We start from the raw sequence: 15,239 nt of genomic DNA, 5'->3' as shown, positions 1-15,239 counted from the left end.
CCCCATGCAAAGTAGGCGGGCGGCTCCGGCATTAGCCTAAAGTGGAACTTTTGCCGGTTCTCTGGGCGAACCGCTCATCCATCAGACTTATCACGAATTCGTGATATCGCGCTGCAACATTGATGTTGCGCCGCACCATTAACTATGGCACAACGCTCGTGCCCCGGGCCAATCCGGACGGGGTGAGCCCATAGCTCAAACCTGAGGATGGAGAGACCCCCATGACCACCGAAACCAATTCCGTGCTGAACACCGTCAAGGAAGCCTTCGCGCCCGTCACCGAGGCGTTCACCAAGCTCCAGAACCTGGAAGTTCCGGAAGCTGCTCGTGAGTTCGTGAAGAAGCAGGCCGAGACCGCCAAGGTTCGCGCCGCCGACATGCATGCCGGCTCCGAGAAGGTCACCGCTGCCATCGAGACCGCCGTTGCCGGTTCGGTTACCGAGGCCGCCAAGATCAGCCGCAACATCCAGCAGGCGTTTTATCAGGACGCGGAAGCGTTCTTCGCCGGCATCGACAAGCTCGCTTCGGCCAAGTCGCTGAGCGAAGCCGCCCAGATCCAGTCGGACATGGTTCGTGCGCGTGGCGAAGTGCTCGTCTCGCGGGCGAAGGCCACCACCGAATATCTCGGCAAGCTCGTCACCGAGGGTGCCAAGAACGCGCAGGACAACTTCGCCAAGGTCTACTCCAAGACCGCCTGATCGCGATCGCCTGACAACTGCATTTTCGAAGGCCCGCTTAGTTAGGCGGGCCTTTTTTTTTGCCTCTCGCGTTCCCCGGACGCAGCGCAGCGCGCAGCGGTGCGCTGCAGAGCCGGCGTCCATACTTACGCGTGGGTCCCGGCTCTGCGGGGCAGCGCAAAATGCGCTGCACCGCGTCCGGGACACGTCAGGCATGAAGCGTTAGAATTCGAATTCACCGTTCGAAAGTCGTCATGAGCCTTCCCGGCACCTTCGCCATCGACACCCCCGGCGACGCCGCGCGCGCCGCCGAGCTGCGGCGCGTGAAGTTGCTGGCAACGTCGGTGCTGGCGGCGACGTTTGCCATCTTCCTCGGTGCGAAGGCGTTGCTGCCCGTGCATCCCGTGTTCGGCTTCATCGCGGCCTTTGCCGAGGCCGCCACCATCGGCGGCCTCGCCGACTGGTACGCCGTGGTGGCGCTGTTCAAAAGGCCGCTGGGATTGCCGATCCCGCACACCGCGATCATCCAGAGCAATCAGCAGCGCATCGCCGACAAGCTCGGCGAATTCATCGAGGTGCATTTCCTCGAATCCGCCCCGGTCGAAGCAAAACTGCGGCAGATCGATTTCGGCTCGTTCATCGCCGACTGGCTGCGCGACCGCAAGCGCAGCGATGATCTCGCGCGCTTTGCGCTGCGGCTGCTGCCCGAGGCGGTAGCGGCGACGGAGAATTCCGGACTGATGACCTTCGTCAGTCGCCGCATCACCGCGCAATTGATGGCGATCGATCTTGCGCCGCTCGCCGCCGGAACGCTGCGGGCGTTCGTGAAGGAGGGCCGGCATCAAGGCCTGCTCGACGATCTCCTGCGCGGCGTACATCAGACCATGACGCAGCCCGAGACCATGGCGATGATCCGCGAGAAGATCCGCGCCGAGTTGCCGACGCTTTTGAAACTCTATCGGGCCGACAAGTTTCTGGTGAACAAGATCGTGGCATCGGCCAGTGCGTTCTTCGAGGAAGTCCGCAACGATCCTTCTCACCCGTTTCGCGGCGAGTTCGACCGCATGGTGCTGACCTTCGTCGATCGTCTCGGCACAGATCCGGCTTACGCCGAACGCATCGCCGGCCTGAAGCGAGACCTGCTGGCGCGGCCCGAACTGACCAGCCTTGCGCGTCACATCTGGGAGAACGTCCGCACCTTCTTCGAGCGCAGCGCCTCCGGCGAGACGCAGGTGCTGGAGCAATATCTGGTGCGCATGTTCGTGACGGCAGGCGAGGCGCTGGCGGGTGACGCCGAGCTGCGCGCCGAAATCAATCAGGGCCTGGTGGCCGTGCTGCGAACGGTCGTCGCCGAACAGAAGAGCGGGGTTTCGACCTTCATCTCCGATCAGGTGAAATCCTGGGACATGGGGCAGCTGATTGCGCTGATCGAGATCAACATCGGCCGCGACCTGCAATACATCCGCTTCAACGGCTCGCTGATCGGCGGGCTTGCAGGGCTGGCGTTGTACACCCTCGAATATCTGTTGCGGCTGCTGTGACTAATTAATCACGTCAACGCCTTTACTTATCCCAAGTGTGACCTCGGCCGCTTGCAAGACCAAAACCGGTTCCCTAGCTTTTTATGGAACAATGTTGCGTTGCGAACGATTCTGCTGCGTTGCGTCTAACCGAACCAGTGGCTTGGCTGCCGAGACGTAAGGGGCCAGCCCGAGAGGAGACATGATGTCCGTTGCTGCACAGACGCTTTCGCCGCCGTCCAGAACACTCATGTTCCTGGAGGGGCGAGCCATTTCCGAGCTGGGTGCGTTTCTTGGTGCATTGCCGCTGCTGAGCCTCGCGCCGCGTGGCGATGGTCACCCGGTGCTGGTATTGCCCGGGCTTGTTGCGTCCGACACGTCCACACGTCCGCTGCGCAGCTTCCTGAAGAGCCGCGGCTACGCCGTCTCAGGCTGGCGCCAGGGCCGCAACCTTGGTCTGCGCCACGGCGTCCAGAACGCGATGGTCGATCTGGTGCAGGAGTTGAATGATACGCACGGCCGCAAAGTGTCGCTGGTCGGCTGGAGCCTCGGCGGCCTCTACGCGCGCCAGCTCGCCAAGATGATGCCGGAGCGCGTGCGCTCGGTGATCACGCTCGGCAGCCCGTTTGCATCCGGTCCGAAGGCGACCAACGCCTGGCGGGTCTACGAGATGGCAAGCGGCCGACGCGCCGACGAAGAGGACGCCCGTTTCGGCGGAGCGCTGTCGGCGACGCCGCCAGTGCCGACCACCGCGATCTTCAGCCGCACCGACGGCGTCTGCGCCTGGCAGGGCTGCATGGAAAAGACGTCAGCGACCTCAGAGAGCATCGAGGTCGAGAGCAGCCATTGCGGCATGGGTCATCATCCGGCCGTCGTCTATGCGGTCGCCGATCGCCTGGCGCAGGCTGAGGGCGAATGGGCGCCGTTCGATCGAAGCGGCTGGCGCAGTCTGGTTTATCCGAACCCGCATCGGTAGACGGCTCTGGCGTTTGCCAACCTCGCCCCGCTCTTGCGGGGAGAGGTCGGCGCGTAGCGCCGGGTGAGGGGACTCTCCGCGTACTCACGTCTATCGAGCTTGCGGAAGCAGCCCCTCACCCCGGCCCTCTCCCCGCAAGAGCGGGGCGAGGGAGAAGCGGGCACCACCGTTGTCGCTATCCCGCAAAACGCGCTATGCCTTGGCGCATGCCGCCGCCGCTTGCCCGCATCGTCCAGCAGTTGAAGCGCGAACCGTCGCGCACCGGCTCCATCGTCATCACCGTATTCGGTGACGCGATCGTGCCGCGCGGCGGCTCGGTCTGGCTTGGCACGCTGCTCGAATTCTTCGAGCAGTTGGACATCGACGCCAGCGTGGTGCGCACCGCGATGTCGCGTCTGACCGCCGACGGCTGGTTCGAGCGCAATAAAGTCGGCCGCAACAGCTTCTACCGGTTGCTGCAGAGCGGTCGGCAAACTTTTGATATCGCAACGAAACACATCTACGGGCCACCCGCGTCCGACTGGACCGGACGGTTTGAGCTGCTGCTGATCGGCAATGGCGAAGACCGCGATGCCGCGCGCGAGGCGCTGAGGAATGGGGGCTTCGGCAGTCCGCTGCCAGGCGTGTGGGTTGCGCCATCGGGCGTGCCGGTGCCCGAGGAGGCTGCCGGCGCCATCCGTCTCGAAGTCTCCGCCGAGGACGACAGCGGCCGGCGCCTGCTCAGCGAAAGCTGGCCGCTTGATCGCACCGCCGACGCCTATCAGAAGTTCATGAAAACCTTCGAGCCGCTGCGAGCGTGGATCGGCCGCGGCGAACGGCTGGCCGAGGCGGACGCCTTCACCGCGCGGATCCTTTTGATCCACCATTACCGCCGCGTGGTGCTGCGGGACCCGCTATTGCCGACGGCGCTGTTGGCATCGGACTGGCCGGGCAGGGCTGCCCGAATGCTGTGCAGCGAGATCTATCGCGCGCTGCTTCCCGCGTCCGAACAATGGCTTGACCGCCATGCGACCAACGAAAGCGGTCCCTTGCCGAAGCCCGGCGCGGAACTTTCGAAGCGTTTCGCCGACCCATAAATATGTTACAGAATTATATTGCATATCGTAATTTATGTTATATATTTCCGCCCAACGATATCAGGGAGGTCCGCCATGTATACGCAGGCGCTCAATTCGTCCGAGGGCGAAGACCGCAATATTGAGGATGCCGCGCGGGCCGCGCAGTTTCAGGCGCGCATCGATGCCGAAGAACGCATCGAGCCGAACGACTGGATGCCGGCGGCCTACCGCAAGACGCTGACGCGGCAGATTTCCCAGCACGCGCATTCCGAAATCGTCGGCATGCTCCCCGAGGGCAACTGGATCACGCGTGCGCCGTCACTGCGCCGCAAGGCCGCGTTGCTCGCAAAAGTGCAGGACGAGTGCGGCCACGGGCTCTATCTTTACGCCGCCGCCGAGACGCTCGGCACCTCGCGCGAGGAACTCGTCGACCTGATGCTGGCGGGGAAAGCAAAGTATTCTTCGATCTTCAATTATCCGACGCTGACCTGGGCCGACATCGGCACGATCGGCTGGCTGGTCGATGGCGCCGCGATCATGAACCAGATCCCGCTGTGCCGCTGTTCCTATGGCCCCTATGCGCGCGCGATGATCCGCGTCTGCAAGGAGGAGTCCTTCCATCAGCGCCAGGGCTTTGAGATCATGCTGACGCTGTGCCGCGGCACCGAGGAGCAGAAGGCGATGGCGCAGGACGCACTGAACCGCTGGTGGTGGCCGGTGCTGATGATGTTCGGTCCGCCCGACCAGGCCAGCCAGCACTCGGACACCTCGACCAGATGGAAGATCAAGCGCTTCTCCAACGACGAGCTGCGCCAGAAGTTCGTCGACGCCACCGTGCCGCAGGCGCAGTTCCTGGGGCTCTCGATTCCCGATCCCGGCATGAAGCAAAACGAAGCGGGCAACTGGGAATACAGCGCGATCGACTGGGAAGAATTCAAGCAGGTGCTGGCAGGCAACGGCCCCTGCAACCGCGATCGCCTCGCGGCGCGGCGCAAGGCGCATGACGACGGCGCCTGGGTGCGCGAGGCGGCGATGGCCTATGCCGAGAAGCGCCGGCAGCGGTCGGCCCTGCAGGCGGCCGAGTAGGGAGAAGCGCGATGGCAACGCCGAACATTCCGCTCTGGGAAGTTTTTATCCGCAGCCGCAACGGGCTGGCGCACAAGCATGTCGGCTCGCTGCACGCCACCGACGCGACGCTGGCGCTGCAGGCCGCGCGCGACATCTACACCCGGCGCGGCGAGGGCCTCTCGATCTGGGTGGTGCCGTCGAGCGCGATCACCGCCTCCGATCCGTCCGAGAAGGGCATGATGTTCGAGCCGGCGGAATCCAAGATCTACCGGCACCCGACGTTCTACGACGTGCCGGATGAAGTGGGGCATATGTAGCCGTCATGGTGAGGAGGCGCGCAAGCGCCGTCTCGAACCGTGTAGCCCGTGGCCCATCCTTCGAGACGCCTGCTACGCAGGCTCCTCAGGATGACGTTTGAACAAGTGGATGCAAGGACGAAGGCAGATGACCGTCGCCAACATCACCGTCTCCGAAACGCCGCTGGTGCTCTACACCCTGCGCCGTGCCGACGACGCGCTGATCCTCGGGCATCGCTTGTCCGAATGGTGCGGCCACGCGCCAATGCTGGAAGAGGACATGGCGCTCGCCAATATGGGCCTCGACCTGCTCGGCCAGGCCCGCGAGCTCTATTCCTATGCCGCCAGGGTCGAAGGCAAGGATAACGACGAGGACAAGTTCGCCTATCTCCGCGACGTCAGGCAGTACCGCAATCTCTTGTTGCTCGAACAGCCGAACGGCGATTTTGCCCGCACCATGGTGCGGCAGTTCTTCTACGCCACCTTCGCCGATCTCTATTGGCGTGCGATGATGCGCTCTACTGACGCGACGCTGGCGGCGATTGCGGCGAAGTCGGAAAAGGAAAGCGCCTATCATGTCAGGCATTCCTCGGAATGGATCGTCCGCCTCGGCGACGGCACCGGGGAAAGCCATGGCCGCGCGCAGGCAGCGATCGATGAGCTCTGGGCCTTTACCGGTGAGATGTTTACCGTCGATGACAGCGAACGCGACCTGATCGATGCTGGCATCGCGATCGATCCTGCGCCGTTGCGTTCGCAATGGCTGAAGACGATCACCGGCGTCATCGGCGAGGCGACGCTGGCCTTGCCGAACAACGATTGGATGCAGCAGGGCGGCCGCAGCGGCCGGCACAGCGAGCATCTCGGCCATCTCCTCAGCGAGCTGCAATCGATGCAGCGGACCTTTCCGGGGGCGACATGGTAACGGCCGTATCAGGCGATACCGATCTGCGCCGGCGCGCCTGGGAAGCGGCGTCGCAGGTGGTCGATCCCGAGATTCCCGTGCTCACGATCGCCGATCTCGGCGTGCTGCGCGAGGTCGAGGTCCATGACGGCCGCGTCGAGGTCGCGATCACGCCGACCTATTCGGGCTGTCCCGCCATGAACATGATCGCGCTCGAGATCGAGCTGGCGCTGGAACGCGCCGGCATCGCGCGGCCGACCATCCGCACCGTGCTGTCGCCGGCCTGGACCACGGACTGGATGAGCGAGGACGGCCGCAACAAGCTTCGTGCCTATGGCATCGCCCCGCCGCAAGCCTCAAATTCGCGGCGCGCGCTGTTCGGCGAACAGCAGGTGGCGTGTCCGCAATGCGGCTCGCAAAATACCGAGCTGCTGTCCGAATTCGGCTCGACCTCCTGCAAGGCGCTGTGGCGCTGCAAGGCCTGCCGCGAACCCTTTGATTATTTCAAGTGTCATTGACCATGTCCGTAGCGCCACGCTTTCATCGTCTGGCCATCAACGATATCCGCCGCGAAGCGGCAGACGCGGTGTCGATGACGTTTGCCATCCCGAAGGAGCTCGAAAGCGACTACTGCTTTACGCCGGGGCAATATCTCACCTTGCGCACGACAATGGACGGCGAGGAAGTGCGTCGTTCCTATTCGATCTGCTCCGGCCCCGACGACGGCGAACTGCGCATCGCCGTGAAAAAGGTCGACGGCGGCGCGTTCTCGAACTGGGCTGCGGATGAATTGAAGTCCGGCGACGAACTCGACGTGATGACGCCGACCGGCCGCTTCGGCATTGCCCATGCACCCGACGCGGCGCGGATCTATGTCGGCTTTGCCGCCGGAAGCGGCATCACGCCGATCCTGTCGATCGTGAAGGGCGTGCTGGCGCGCGAGCCGAACAGCCGCTTTTTTCTGTTCTATGGCAACCGCTCGACATCGAACATGCTGTTCCTCGAAGAGCTCGAGGAATTGAAGGACCGCTTCATGCAGCGGCTTTCGCTGTTCCACGTCATTTCCGGCGAAGAGCAGGATATCCCGATCCTGCACGGCCGCCTCGACGGCCAGAAAGTACGCGTGCTGCTGCGCTCGCTGGTGCCGGCGGCAAGCGTCGATCACGTCTTCATCTGCGGCCCGATGGGCATGAGCGAGGACATCGAGGCGACCTGCCGCGAGATTGGCATCGCCGAAGACCGCATTCACGTCGAGCGGTTCGTCTCGGAGTTCGGCGGCAAGCCGCGCCCGAAGAAGATCATCGAGGCATCCGCGCCGCCCAGGGCGATCGCGTCCCTGATCATCGACGGCAAGCGCCGCGAGGTGCCGGTCGCCGAGGAGGAATCCATCCTCGACGCGGCGTTGCGCGCCGGCATGGATCTGCCGTTCGCCTGCAAGGGCGGCATGTGCTCGACCTGCCGCGCCAAGCTGGTCGAAGGCGACGCCCGGATGGAAGTCAATTATTCGCTGGAGCCGTGGGAGCTGAAGGCAGGCTTCATCCTGACCTGCCAGGCGCGGCCGTGTTCGGACAGGGTGGTAGTCGACTACGACCACGTTTAGAAAATCGCGGGATCGTTGACACCTCGGGTGCTTCGTCCCAACACTGACTACGTAAAGAGGCCTGATCAAACAGGCCCGTACGCACAGGGAGAGAACGTCGTGAAACCGTCTTGCAGTGCGGGCAACCCGCTATGAACGTCGCGCTTTCGCCCGACGAGATCGCCCGCGCCTGCGCGGATGCGATGTGGAACGAAGACGACGCCAGCAAGGGCCTCGGCATGAAAATTGTCGAGGTCAAGCCCGGGCAGGCGACGCTGACGATGACGGTGCAGCCGCACATGGTCAACGGCCAGCGCATCGCCCATGGCGGCTTCATCTTCCTGCTTGCGGATTCGACCTTCGCCTTTGCCTGCAACTCCCGCAACGAGCGCGCGGTTGCCGCGCAGTGCGACATCGCCTTCATCCGGCCGGGCAAGCTCGGTGACGTGCTGGTTGCCACCGCGCGGGAAATCTCGCGCAACGGCCGGTCCGGGATCTACGACGTCAGCGTCACCGCGGGGGACACCGTGATCGCGGAGTTCCGCGGTCATTCCCGCACCATCGCCGGCACATGGCTGCCGGCTGCAGACGCCGCAAGCAAATAGGGATTGAGGAAACGCGTCATGGCCGCGACCAGGATAAAATCCACGATAACCAGTTACCGCCCCGAACTGGACGAGGCCGAGCGCGTCTCGCGCGACGAGATCATGGCGCTGCAGACCAAGCGTCTCGCCTGGTCGCTCAAACACGCCTATGACAACGTCGCGCATTACAGGAAGGCCTTCGATGCGGCCGGCATGCATCCCTCCGACTTCAGGCAACTCTCCGATCTCGGCAAATTCCCGTTCACGGTGAAGACCGACCTGCGCGACAACTATCCCTTCAAAATGTTCGCGGTCCCCCGCGAAAAACTGGTCCGTGTCCATGCGTCCTCGGGCACGACAGGTAAGCCGATCGTGGTCGGCTATACGCAAGGGGATATCGAGATCTGGTCGGACGTGATGGCGCGATCGATCCGCGCCGCGGGCGGCCGCACCGGCATGCTGATGCACAACGCCTATGGCTACGGCCTGTTCACCGGCGGCCTCGGCGCGCATTACGGCGCTGAACGGCTTGGCTGCACGGTGGTGCCGGTCTCCGGCGGCATGACCGAGCGGCAGGTGCAACTGATCAACGACTTCAAGCCCGACATTATCACGGTGACGCCGAGCTACATGCTGGCCATTCTCGACGAGTTCAAGCGGCAGGGCCTCGACCCGCGCAAATCGTCGCTGAAGTTCGGAATCTTCGGCGCCGAGCCCTGGACCAACGCGATGCGCGCCGAGATCGAGCACGCCTTCGACATGGACGCCACCGATATTTACGGCCTGTCGGAAGTGATCGGCCCCGGCGTGGCGCAGGAATGCGTGGAGAGCAAGGACGGCCTGCACATCTGGGAGGATCATTTCTATCCCGAGGTGATCGATCCCGAAACCGGCGCCGTGCTGCCCGACGGCGAAAAGGGCGAGTTGGTTTTCACCTCGCTCACCAAGCAGGGCTTTCCGATCGTCCGCTATCGCACCCGCGACCTGACGCGGCTGTTGCCGGGCACCGCGCGCCCGGGCATGCGGCGCATGGAAAAGGTGACGGGTCGTTCCGACGACATGATCATCCTGCGCGGCGTCAACGTATTCCCGACCCAGATCGAGGAGGCGCTGCTCGCGACCGATTGGTGCGGCGGCCATTTCATCATCGAGCTGACGCGGGAAGGGCGGATGGACGAGATGACCGTGCTCGCCGAAGCCCGCCCCGAAAGCTGGGACGGCAGCGGTCTGCTGGCGCATGCCGAAAAAGTCTCGGTCTTCATCAAGAACACCATCGGCATCACCGCGCGTATCAAGGCCGTAGCCCCCGACACGCTGGAACGCTCGCTCGGCAAGGCAAAACGTGTTTACGACAAGCGGCCGAAAGGGTAACTCCTGCTGCTCAGAAGCCAGCAGGAATGCCTGATGCCATTTGCCGAGAAGCCCGATCTTCGATCTGCCACGGTCCAGGCGCGCTGTGTCCGGCTGCCGGCGAAGGCCGTCGATGCCGCGTCGATCTCGCCGGTCATCGAGACGCATGCACTGTCGCGCGGCGAGAATGAGCTGCTGATCGAGGTCAAGGCCGCCGCCGTTAATCCATCCGACGTGAAGGCCGCGACCGGGCTGATGCCTTATGCGGTCTTTCCGCGCACGCCGGGCCGCGACTATGCTGGCGTCGTGATCGACGGTCCGACGGGCTGGATCGGGCGCGAGGTGTTCGGCTCGTCCGGCGATCTCGGCATCCGCCGCGACGGCACCCATGCCACGCACCTGGTGGTCGAGGCGGAAGCGGTGGTGGAGAAGCCGAAGGGCATTTCCTGGGAGGAGGCCGCCGGCATCGGCGTGCCGTTCGTCACCGCCATGGAAGGCCTGCGTCGTGCCGGGATTCCGAAGGACGGCGAGGTCGTGCTGGTCATGGGCGTCAACGGCAAGGTCGGGCAGGCGGCGGTGCAAATCGCGAGCTGGCACGGCGCGCGCGTGATCGGCGTCGTCCGAAAGAGCGAGCCGTATGAGGGCCATGCCAATTCTCCCGTCGAGGTCATCGACGCTTCTGCAACCGATGTCGCGGCGCGCGTGCGCGAACTCACCGGCGGCAAGGGCGCCGACATCGTGTTCAACACGGTCGGCGATCCCTATTTCGAGGCCGCGCACAAATCGCTCGGCTTGCGTGGGCGGCAGATCCTGATCGCCGCGGTTGACCGCATCGTGCAGTTCAACATCCTGGAATTCTATCGCGGCCAGCACACTTACGTCGGCATCGATACGCTCGGCCTGTCGTCGGTCGCGACCGGCGCGGTGCTGCGGGAACTAGGCCCCGGCTTCGCCAGCGGACATCTCAGGCCGTTTCCGATCAAGCCGAACGCGATCTACCCGCTGGAACAAGCGAAGGCGGCGTTTATCGCCGTGGCCGGATCGTCGCGCGAGCGGGTGATCTTGCGCCCCCCGGTGTAGGCCTTCGCGGGCCCCGGTTTCCCCCTTTCTCGCGCGCAAAATAAATCTCTCCCATCTTGCTCGACGGCAACGATTTTGTTCCCTCATTGCCGCGTTGCGCGGGAGATTCATTCTCTGCATCGGCAGGCCGTGGACGGCCCCATGCTTCCAACGTAATAGCAGCACGGAAATTGCTTCCTATTTGAGCAGTGATAGCCCGTCCGCGGCGCTGAGAGAGCAGGAAACGCCAGTGCTTGATGGTGGCCAGATTATCGTCGTGAGCGGATTGCTGATCGGCCTTGTCTACGGCTCGGTCGGACTGTTGAGCGGGTTTTGCCTGCTCAGCAGCCTTCGCGGTTTCTGGGCGGAAGGCGATGGCCGGCTGGTCCGCACCTACGCGCTGGCGATCGGCGTGGCCGTTGCCGCGACGCAATTGCTGGCGGCGGCCGGGCTCGTCGATATCGGCAAATCGATCTACCTGCAGCCTTCTTTCTCCGCGCCGGTGATGTTCTTCGGCGGCCTGTTGTTCGGCTACGGCATGGTGCTGTCGAACGGCTGCGGATCGCGCGCGCTGGTGCTGCTCGGGCGCGGCAATCTCCGTTCTTTCGTGGTGGTCGTGGTGCTGGCGATCTTCGCCCAGATGACGCTGAAAGGCCTGATCGCGCCGGCGCGGATCGCGATGGTCGGCGGATCGCAGACCACGGCCACGGCAAACTCGGTGCCCGCGCTGTTAGCGGCCGCAGGCCTGAGCGCAACGGCCGCGCGCATGCTGGCGGCCTCGATCATCTCGGCAGCGCTGATCATCTTCGCTTTTGCGCATCCGGCGTTCCGGCGCTCGCCGGGACAGACCGCCGCGGGTCTCATGATTGGCCTGCTGGTTGCGGCCGGCTGGCTCGCGACCGGCTATCTCGGCGCCGACGATTTCAATCCGACGCCGGTCACCTCGCTCACCTTCATCGCGCCGATCGCGGATGCATTGCAATATGTCATGCTGTCGACGGGATCGACGTTGAACTTCGGCATCGTCACCGTGTTCGGCGTGTTCGCCGGCAGCCTCGTAACGGCGCTACTGACCGGCCGCTTTCAGCTCGAGGCCTTTCAATCGCCGCGCCACATGCTGCGCTCGGGCGGCGGCGCGGCGCTGATGGGCGCAGGTGGCGTGATGGCGTTCGGCTGTTCGATCGGGCAGGGCCTGACGGGATTTTCCACGCTGGCGCTGGCGTCGCTGATTGCCTTCGCCGGCATTCTGATCGGCACCGCCGCCGGCCTGCGCGGCGCACTGCGCGTCCGCCCGCTCGCGGCGGCCTAATCCGACGCCTTGGTCACGATCCGGATTTCCGACGTCAGCGTCCGGTGCACCGGACACTTGTCGGCAATCTCCATCAACCGCTTGCGCTGATCGTCGTCGAGGTTGCCCTCGATTGAGATCACGCGGTCGATCTGGTCCAGCATGCCTTCGCGGGTTTCGCATTCGGCGCAGTCTGCCGCGTGAATCTTGCTGTGTTTCAGCGTCACCGTGATGCGCTCGACCGGAAGCGATTTTCGGTCGGCATACATCCGCATCGTCATGGACGTGCATGCGCCAAGGCCGGCCAGAACGAAATCATACGGCCCGGGTCCGCTATCCTGGCCGCCGACGGCAATGGGTTCGTCCGCCACCATTTCATGCGGGCCTGTCGTCACGGTCTGCTGGAACTTGCTGTTGCGGGTTTCACGCACCACGACGTTGCGAGGCCCCTCGTTAACGGCAGTGGCGGGCTGGGCTGTGGCGGGCTCGATATAGCGTTCGGCCCAGGCGGCGATAACGCCGGCGACATAGGCCGCGTCGCGCTTGCCAGATAACAGATGATCGGCACCCGACAGGGAGACAAAGCTCTTGGGATGCCTGGCCGCGACGAAGATATTCGTGGCATTGTCGATCCCGACCGTATCGTCGGTCGGCGCATGCATGATCAGCAGCGCCTTGCGCAGCCTTGCGACATGCGACATCAAACTGTGTTCGGCGATGTCGTCGAGGAATTCGCGCTTGATGTGAAACGGCCGGCCGGCGAGCTGAACCTCCACCTCGCCATGCTTGCGGATATCCTCGATGCGATCCTTGAACAGATGGGTGACATGGACGGGATCGGAGGGCGCGGCGATGGTCACGACCGCCTTGGCATCCGGAATCTGCCCGGCGGCAGCAAGGATCGCCGCGCCGCCGAGGCTGTGTCCGATCAGGAGCGCAGGCGCCCCGCGGGTTTCGCGCAGATGATCGGCGGCGCGGACGAGATCGGCGACGTTGGAAGAGAAGGTCGAGTTTGCAAATTCGCCTTCGCTGGCGCCGAGGCCGGTAAAGTCGAAACGCAGTACCGCGATCCCTTTGGCGGCCAGCGTAGTCGCGATGCGCTTCGCGGCCAGCACGTCCTTGCCGCAGGTGAAGCAATGCGCGAACAGTGCGTAGGCGTGCACCGGCCCGTCCGGCGTATCCAGCGCCGCCGCAAGTTGATGGCCGCCTTCGCCGGTGAATTGAAAGCGTTCGTTCGGCATGGATATTCCCCCTGGATCATGGCTCTAGTCGCCTGAATATCTCTGCTCGGCCCAAAGTCCCTCCCACTGATTGTCGTAGCGCGACCAGGTGGTGACGCAGTGAATGGTCAGACAGAAACTTGCTCTCCGGCGGCGGCTCGTTCTCGTCGGCCATATCTCGACCAGTCACCCGTGGCGATGCATTGCGGACGCATGCTTGGTGTCGCGCATCGTCGCATAGATGATGAGCGAGAGGAAGATCATGCCGCTGAGATAATAATAGAACCAGTCCTCATGCCCCAGCGTCTTGAAGTAGAGCGCAACCGCCGGCGCGGTGCCGCCGAACAGCGATACCGTGATCGCATAGGGCAGGCCGACGCCAAGCGCGCGGACATTGGTCGGGAATAATTCGGCCTTTACGACGGCGTTGATCGAGGTGTAGCCGGCGACGAAGATCCAGGCGGCGCAGATCAGCAGGAAGGCCGTGAACGGCGATTTTGTCTCTTTCAGCGTGGTCAGGATCGGGACCGTTGCCAGCGTGCCTGCCAGGCCGAAGAAGATCAGCAGCGGCTTGCGGCCGATGCGGTCGGAGAGGCCGCCATAGACCGGCTGCAGCAGGGTCGCGAAGATCAGCGAGCCGAAGATCACGAACGTGGTCTGGTCCTCGGTCAAGCCGGCCGAGAGCTTGACGAAGGTCTGCATGTAGGTGGTGAAAGTATAGAACGCCGCGGTGCCGCCGGCGGTGAGGCCGACCACCAGCAGCAATTCGCGCGGATACTTCAAAAGCCCGCGGATCGAGCCTGTCGGTTTTGTCAGCTTCTTGGCTTCCTCGAACGCCTCCGTCTCGTGCAGGTTGCGCCGCATGACGGCGGCGAAGACCGCGAGCAGGGCGCCGATCACGAAGGGAATCCGCCAGCCCCAATCCTTCAGCTGTTCCGGGGTGAGAAACACCTTCTGCAGCAGGAGCAGCACCATGATCGCGGTGAGCTGGCCGCCGATCAGGGTGACATACTGAAAGCTTGAATAGAATCCACGGTGCCGGGGATCGGCGACTTCGGTCAGGTAGGTCGCGCTGGCGCCGTACTCGCCGCCGAGACTCAAGCCTTCGATGATGCGCGCCAGCGCCAGGATGGCGGGCGCAGCGATACCGATCGTGGCGTAGGTCGGCGTCACCGCGATGATCAGCGAGCCAAAGCACATGCAGACGACCGAAAGCGTCAGCGACAGCCGCCGGCCGTAACGGTCGGCGATGAAGCCGAACAGCCAGCCGCCGAGCGGGCGCATCAGGAACGTCGCTGCGAACAGCACCGCGGCGTTGAGCTGCTGCACCACGGGGTCGCTGTTCGGAAAGAACGCCGGTGCAAAATACAGCGCGAACGCGGTGTAGGCGTAGAAATCGTACCATTCGACGAGATTGCCGACCGAGCCGATGAAGATCGCCTTGACCCGCCGCTCCACGTCCTTGATGTCGAAATGGTCGTCAGCGGACTTAATGGCTTGATCGGTCATGATCCGTCTCCAAGGGGGCGATGTACGATCCCGTTGTCCGGATCAGTCCGCCGTGCGCAACAGCAGGTAACGACGGCGGGCCTGCTGGGTTCCCCGATTATGACCCGGAGAACGCCGTACCAGATGGAGACGTTGTCCTGACGATCGTGAC

The 15,239-nt window shown here is 63.8% G+C and carries 15 protein-coding genes; 13 read left to right on the top strand and 2 right to left on the bottom strand.

Annotated elements, in window-relative coordinates; all coding sequences use genetic code 11:
- Window positions 1-221 precede the first annotated feature (221 nt).
- The 13 genes from V1293_RS12490 to V1293_RS12430 all read left to right on the top strand — a co-directional run bounded on the left by V1293_RS12490 (window position 222) and on the right by V1293_RS12430 (window position 12,380).
- The gene (locus V1293_RS12490) at window positions 222-698 is read left to right on the top strand and encodes a phasin (RefSeq protein WP_334388744.1); all 477 of its coding nucleotides are present in this window, start codon (window positions 222-224) and stop codon (window positions 696-698) included.
- A 233-nt stretch (window positions 699-931) separates the two neighbouring features.
- A complete protein-coding gene (locus tag V1293_RS12485; RefSeq protein WP_334509846.1) occupies window positions 932-2,218 on the top strand; it encodes a DUF445 domain-containing protein in 1,287 nt (428 codons plus the stop codon).
- Window positions 2,219-2,402: 184 nt separating this feature from the next.
- Complete coding sequence (locus tag V1293_RS12480; protein WP_334509844.1) at window positions 2,403-3,173, top strand: esterase/lipase family protein; 771 nt, start codon at window positions 2,403-2,405, stop codon at window positions 3,171-3,173.
- Between the two features lie 206 nt (window positions 3,174-3,379).
- Window positions 3,380-4,249: a phenylacetic acid degradation operon negative regulatory protein PaaX gene (paaX, locus tag V1293_RS12475; RefSeq protein ID WP_334516709.1), complete on the top strand. Its 870-nt coding sequence runs from the start codon at window positions 3,380-3,382 to the stop codon at window positions 4,247-4,249.
- A 75-nt stretch (window positions 4,250-4,324) separates the two neighbouring features.
- Window positions 4,325-5,317: a 1,2-phenylacetyl-CoA epoxidase subunit PaaA gene (gene paaA, locus V1293_RS12470; protein WP_334509842.1), complete on the top strand. Its 993-nt coding sequence runs from the start codon at window positions 4,325-4,327 to the stop codon at window positions 5,315-5,317.
- 11 nt (window positions 5,318-5,328) lie between these two features.
- Entirely contained in the window at window positions 5,329-5,616 is a 288-nt protein-coding gene (gene paaB, locus V1293_RS12465) for a 1,2-phenylacetyl-CoA epoxidase subunit PaaB (protein ID WP_057844448.1), read from the top strand.
- A 127-nt stretch (window positions 5,617-5,743) separates the two neighbouring features.
- Window positions 5,744-6,520 carry a 1,2-phenylacetyl-CoA epoxidase subunit PaaC gene (gene paaC, locus V1293_RS12460; RefSeq protein WP_334509840.1) on the top strand — a complete coding sequence of 259 codons (777 nt, stop codon included), beginning with the start codon at window positions 5,744-5,746 and terminating at the stop codon, window positions 6,518-6,520.
- Window positions 6,514-7,017, top strand: coding sequence for a 1,2-phenylacetyl-CoA epoxidase subunit PaaD (paaD, locus tag V1293_RS12455; protein WP_334509838.1), 504 nt, complete (start codon window positions 6,514-6,516; stop codon window positions 7,015-7,017). The genes paaC and paaD overlap by 7 nt, the downstream gene beginning before the upstream one ends.
- Before the next feature lie 2 nt (window positions 7,018-7,019).
- The gene (gene paaE, locus V1293_RS12450) at window positions 7,020-8,099 is read left to right on the top strand and encodes a 1,2-phenylacetyl-CoA epoxidase subunit PaaE (protein WP_334509836.1); all 1,080 of its coding nucleotides are present in this window, start codon (window positions 7,020-7,022) and stop codon (window positions 8,097-8,099) included.
- A 131-nt stretch (window positions 8,100-8,230) separates the two neighbouring features.
- A complete protein-coding gene (gene paaI, locus V1293_RS12445) occupies window positions 8,231-8,683 on the top strand; it encodes a hydroxyphenylacetyl-CoA thioesterase PaaI (RefSeq protein ID WP_334509834.1) in 453 nt (150 codons plus the stop codon).
- Between the two features lie 18 nt (window positions 8,684-8,701).
- Window positions 8,702-10,033 carry a phenylacetate--CoA ligase PaaK gene (paaK, locus tag V1293_RS12440; RefSeq protein ID WP_334509832.1) on the top strand — a complete coding sequence of 444 codons (1,332 nt, stop codon included), beginning with the start codon at window positions 8,702-8,704 and terminating at the stop codon, window positions 10,031-10,033.
- A 33-nt stretch (window positions 10,034-10,066) separates the two neighbouring features.
- Window positions 10,067-11,092 carry a quinone oxidoreductase family protein gene (locus V1293_RS12435; protein ID WP_334509830.1) on the top strand — a complete coding sequence of 342 codons (1,026 nt, stop codon included), beginning with the start codon at window positions 10,067-10,069 and terminating at the stop codon, window positions 11,090-11,092.
- A gap of 229 nt (window positions 11,093-11,321) precedes the next feature.
- The gene (locus V1293_RS12430) at window positions 11,322-12,380 is read left to right on the top strand and encodes a YeeE/YedE family protein (protein ID WP_334509828.1); all 1,059 of its coding nucleotides are present in this window, start codon (window positions 11,322-11,324) and stop codon (window positions 12,378-12,380) included.
- Here the strand turns inward: V1293_RS12430 and V1293_RS12425 are convergent.
- Window positions 12,377-13,600 (bottom strand): bifunctional alpha/beta hydrolase/OsmC family protein, encoded by a 1,224-nt coding sequence (locus V1293_RS12425; protein ID WP_334509826.1) that lies wholly within the window; start codon window positions 13,598-13,600, stop codon window positions 12,377-12,379. The genes V1293_RS12430 and V1293_RS12425 overlap by 4 nt on opposite strands.
- Before the next feature lie 165 nt (window positions 13,601-13,765).
- Window positions 13,766-15,088: an MFS transporter gene (locus V1293_RS12420; protein WP_334509824.1), complete on the bottom strand. Its 1,323-nt coding sequence runs from the start codon at window positions 15,086-15,088 to the stop codon at window positions 13,766-13,768.
- Window positions 15,089-15,239: the final 151 nt, after the last annotated feature.

Origin of the sequence: Bradyrhizobium sp. AZCC 1693 (assembly GCF_036924745.1) — a bacterium.
Lineage (GTDB): Bacteria > Pseudomonadota > Alphaproteobacteria > Rhizobiales > Xanthobacteraceae > Bradyrhizobium.
This window is presented reverse-complemented; position numbering and strand designations above follow the sequence as displayed.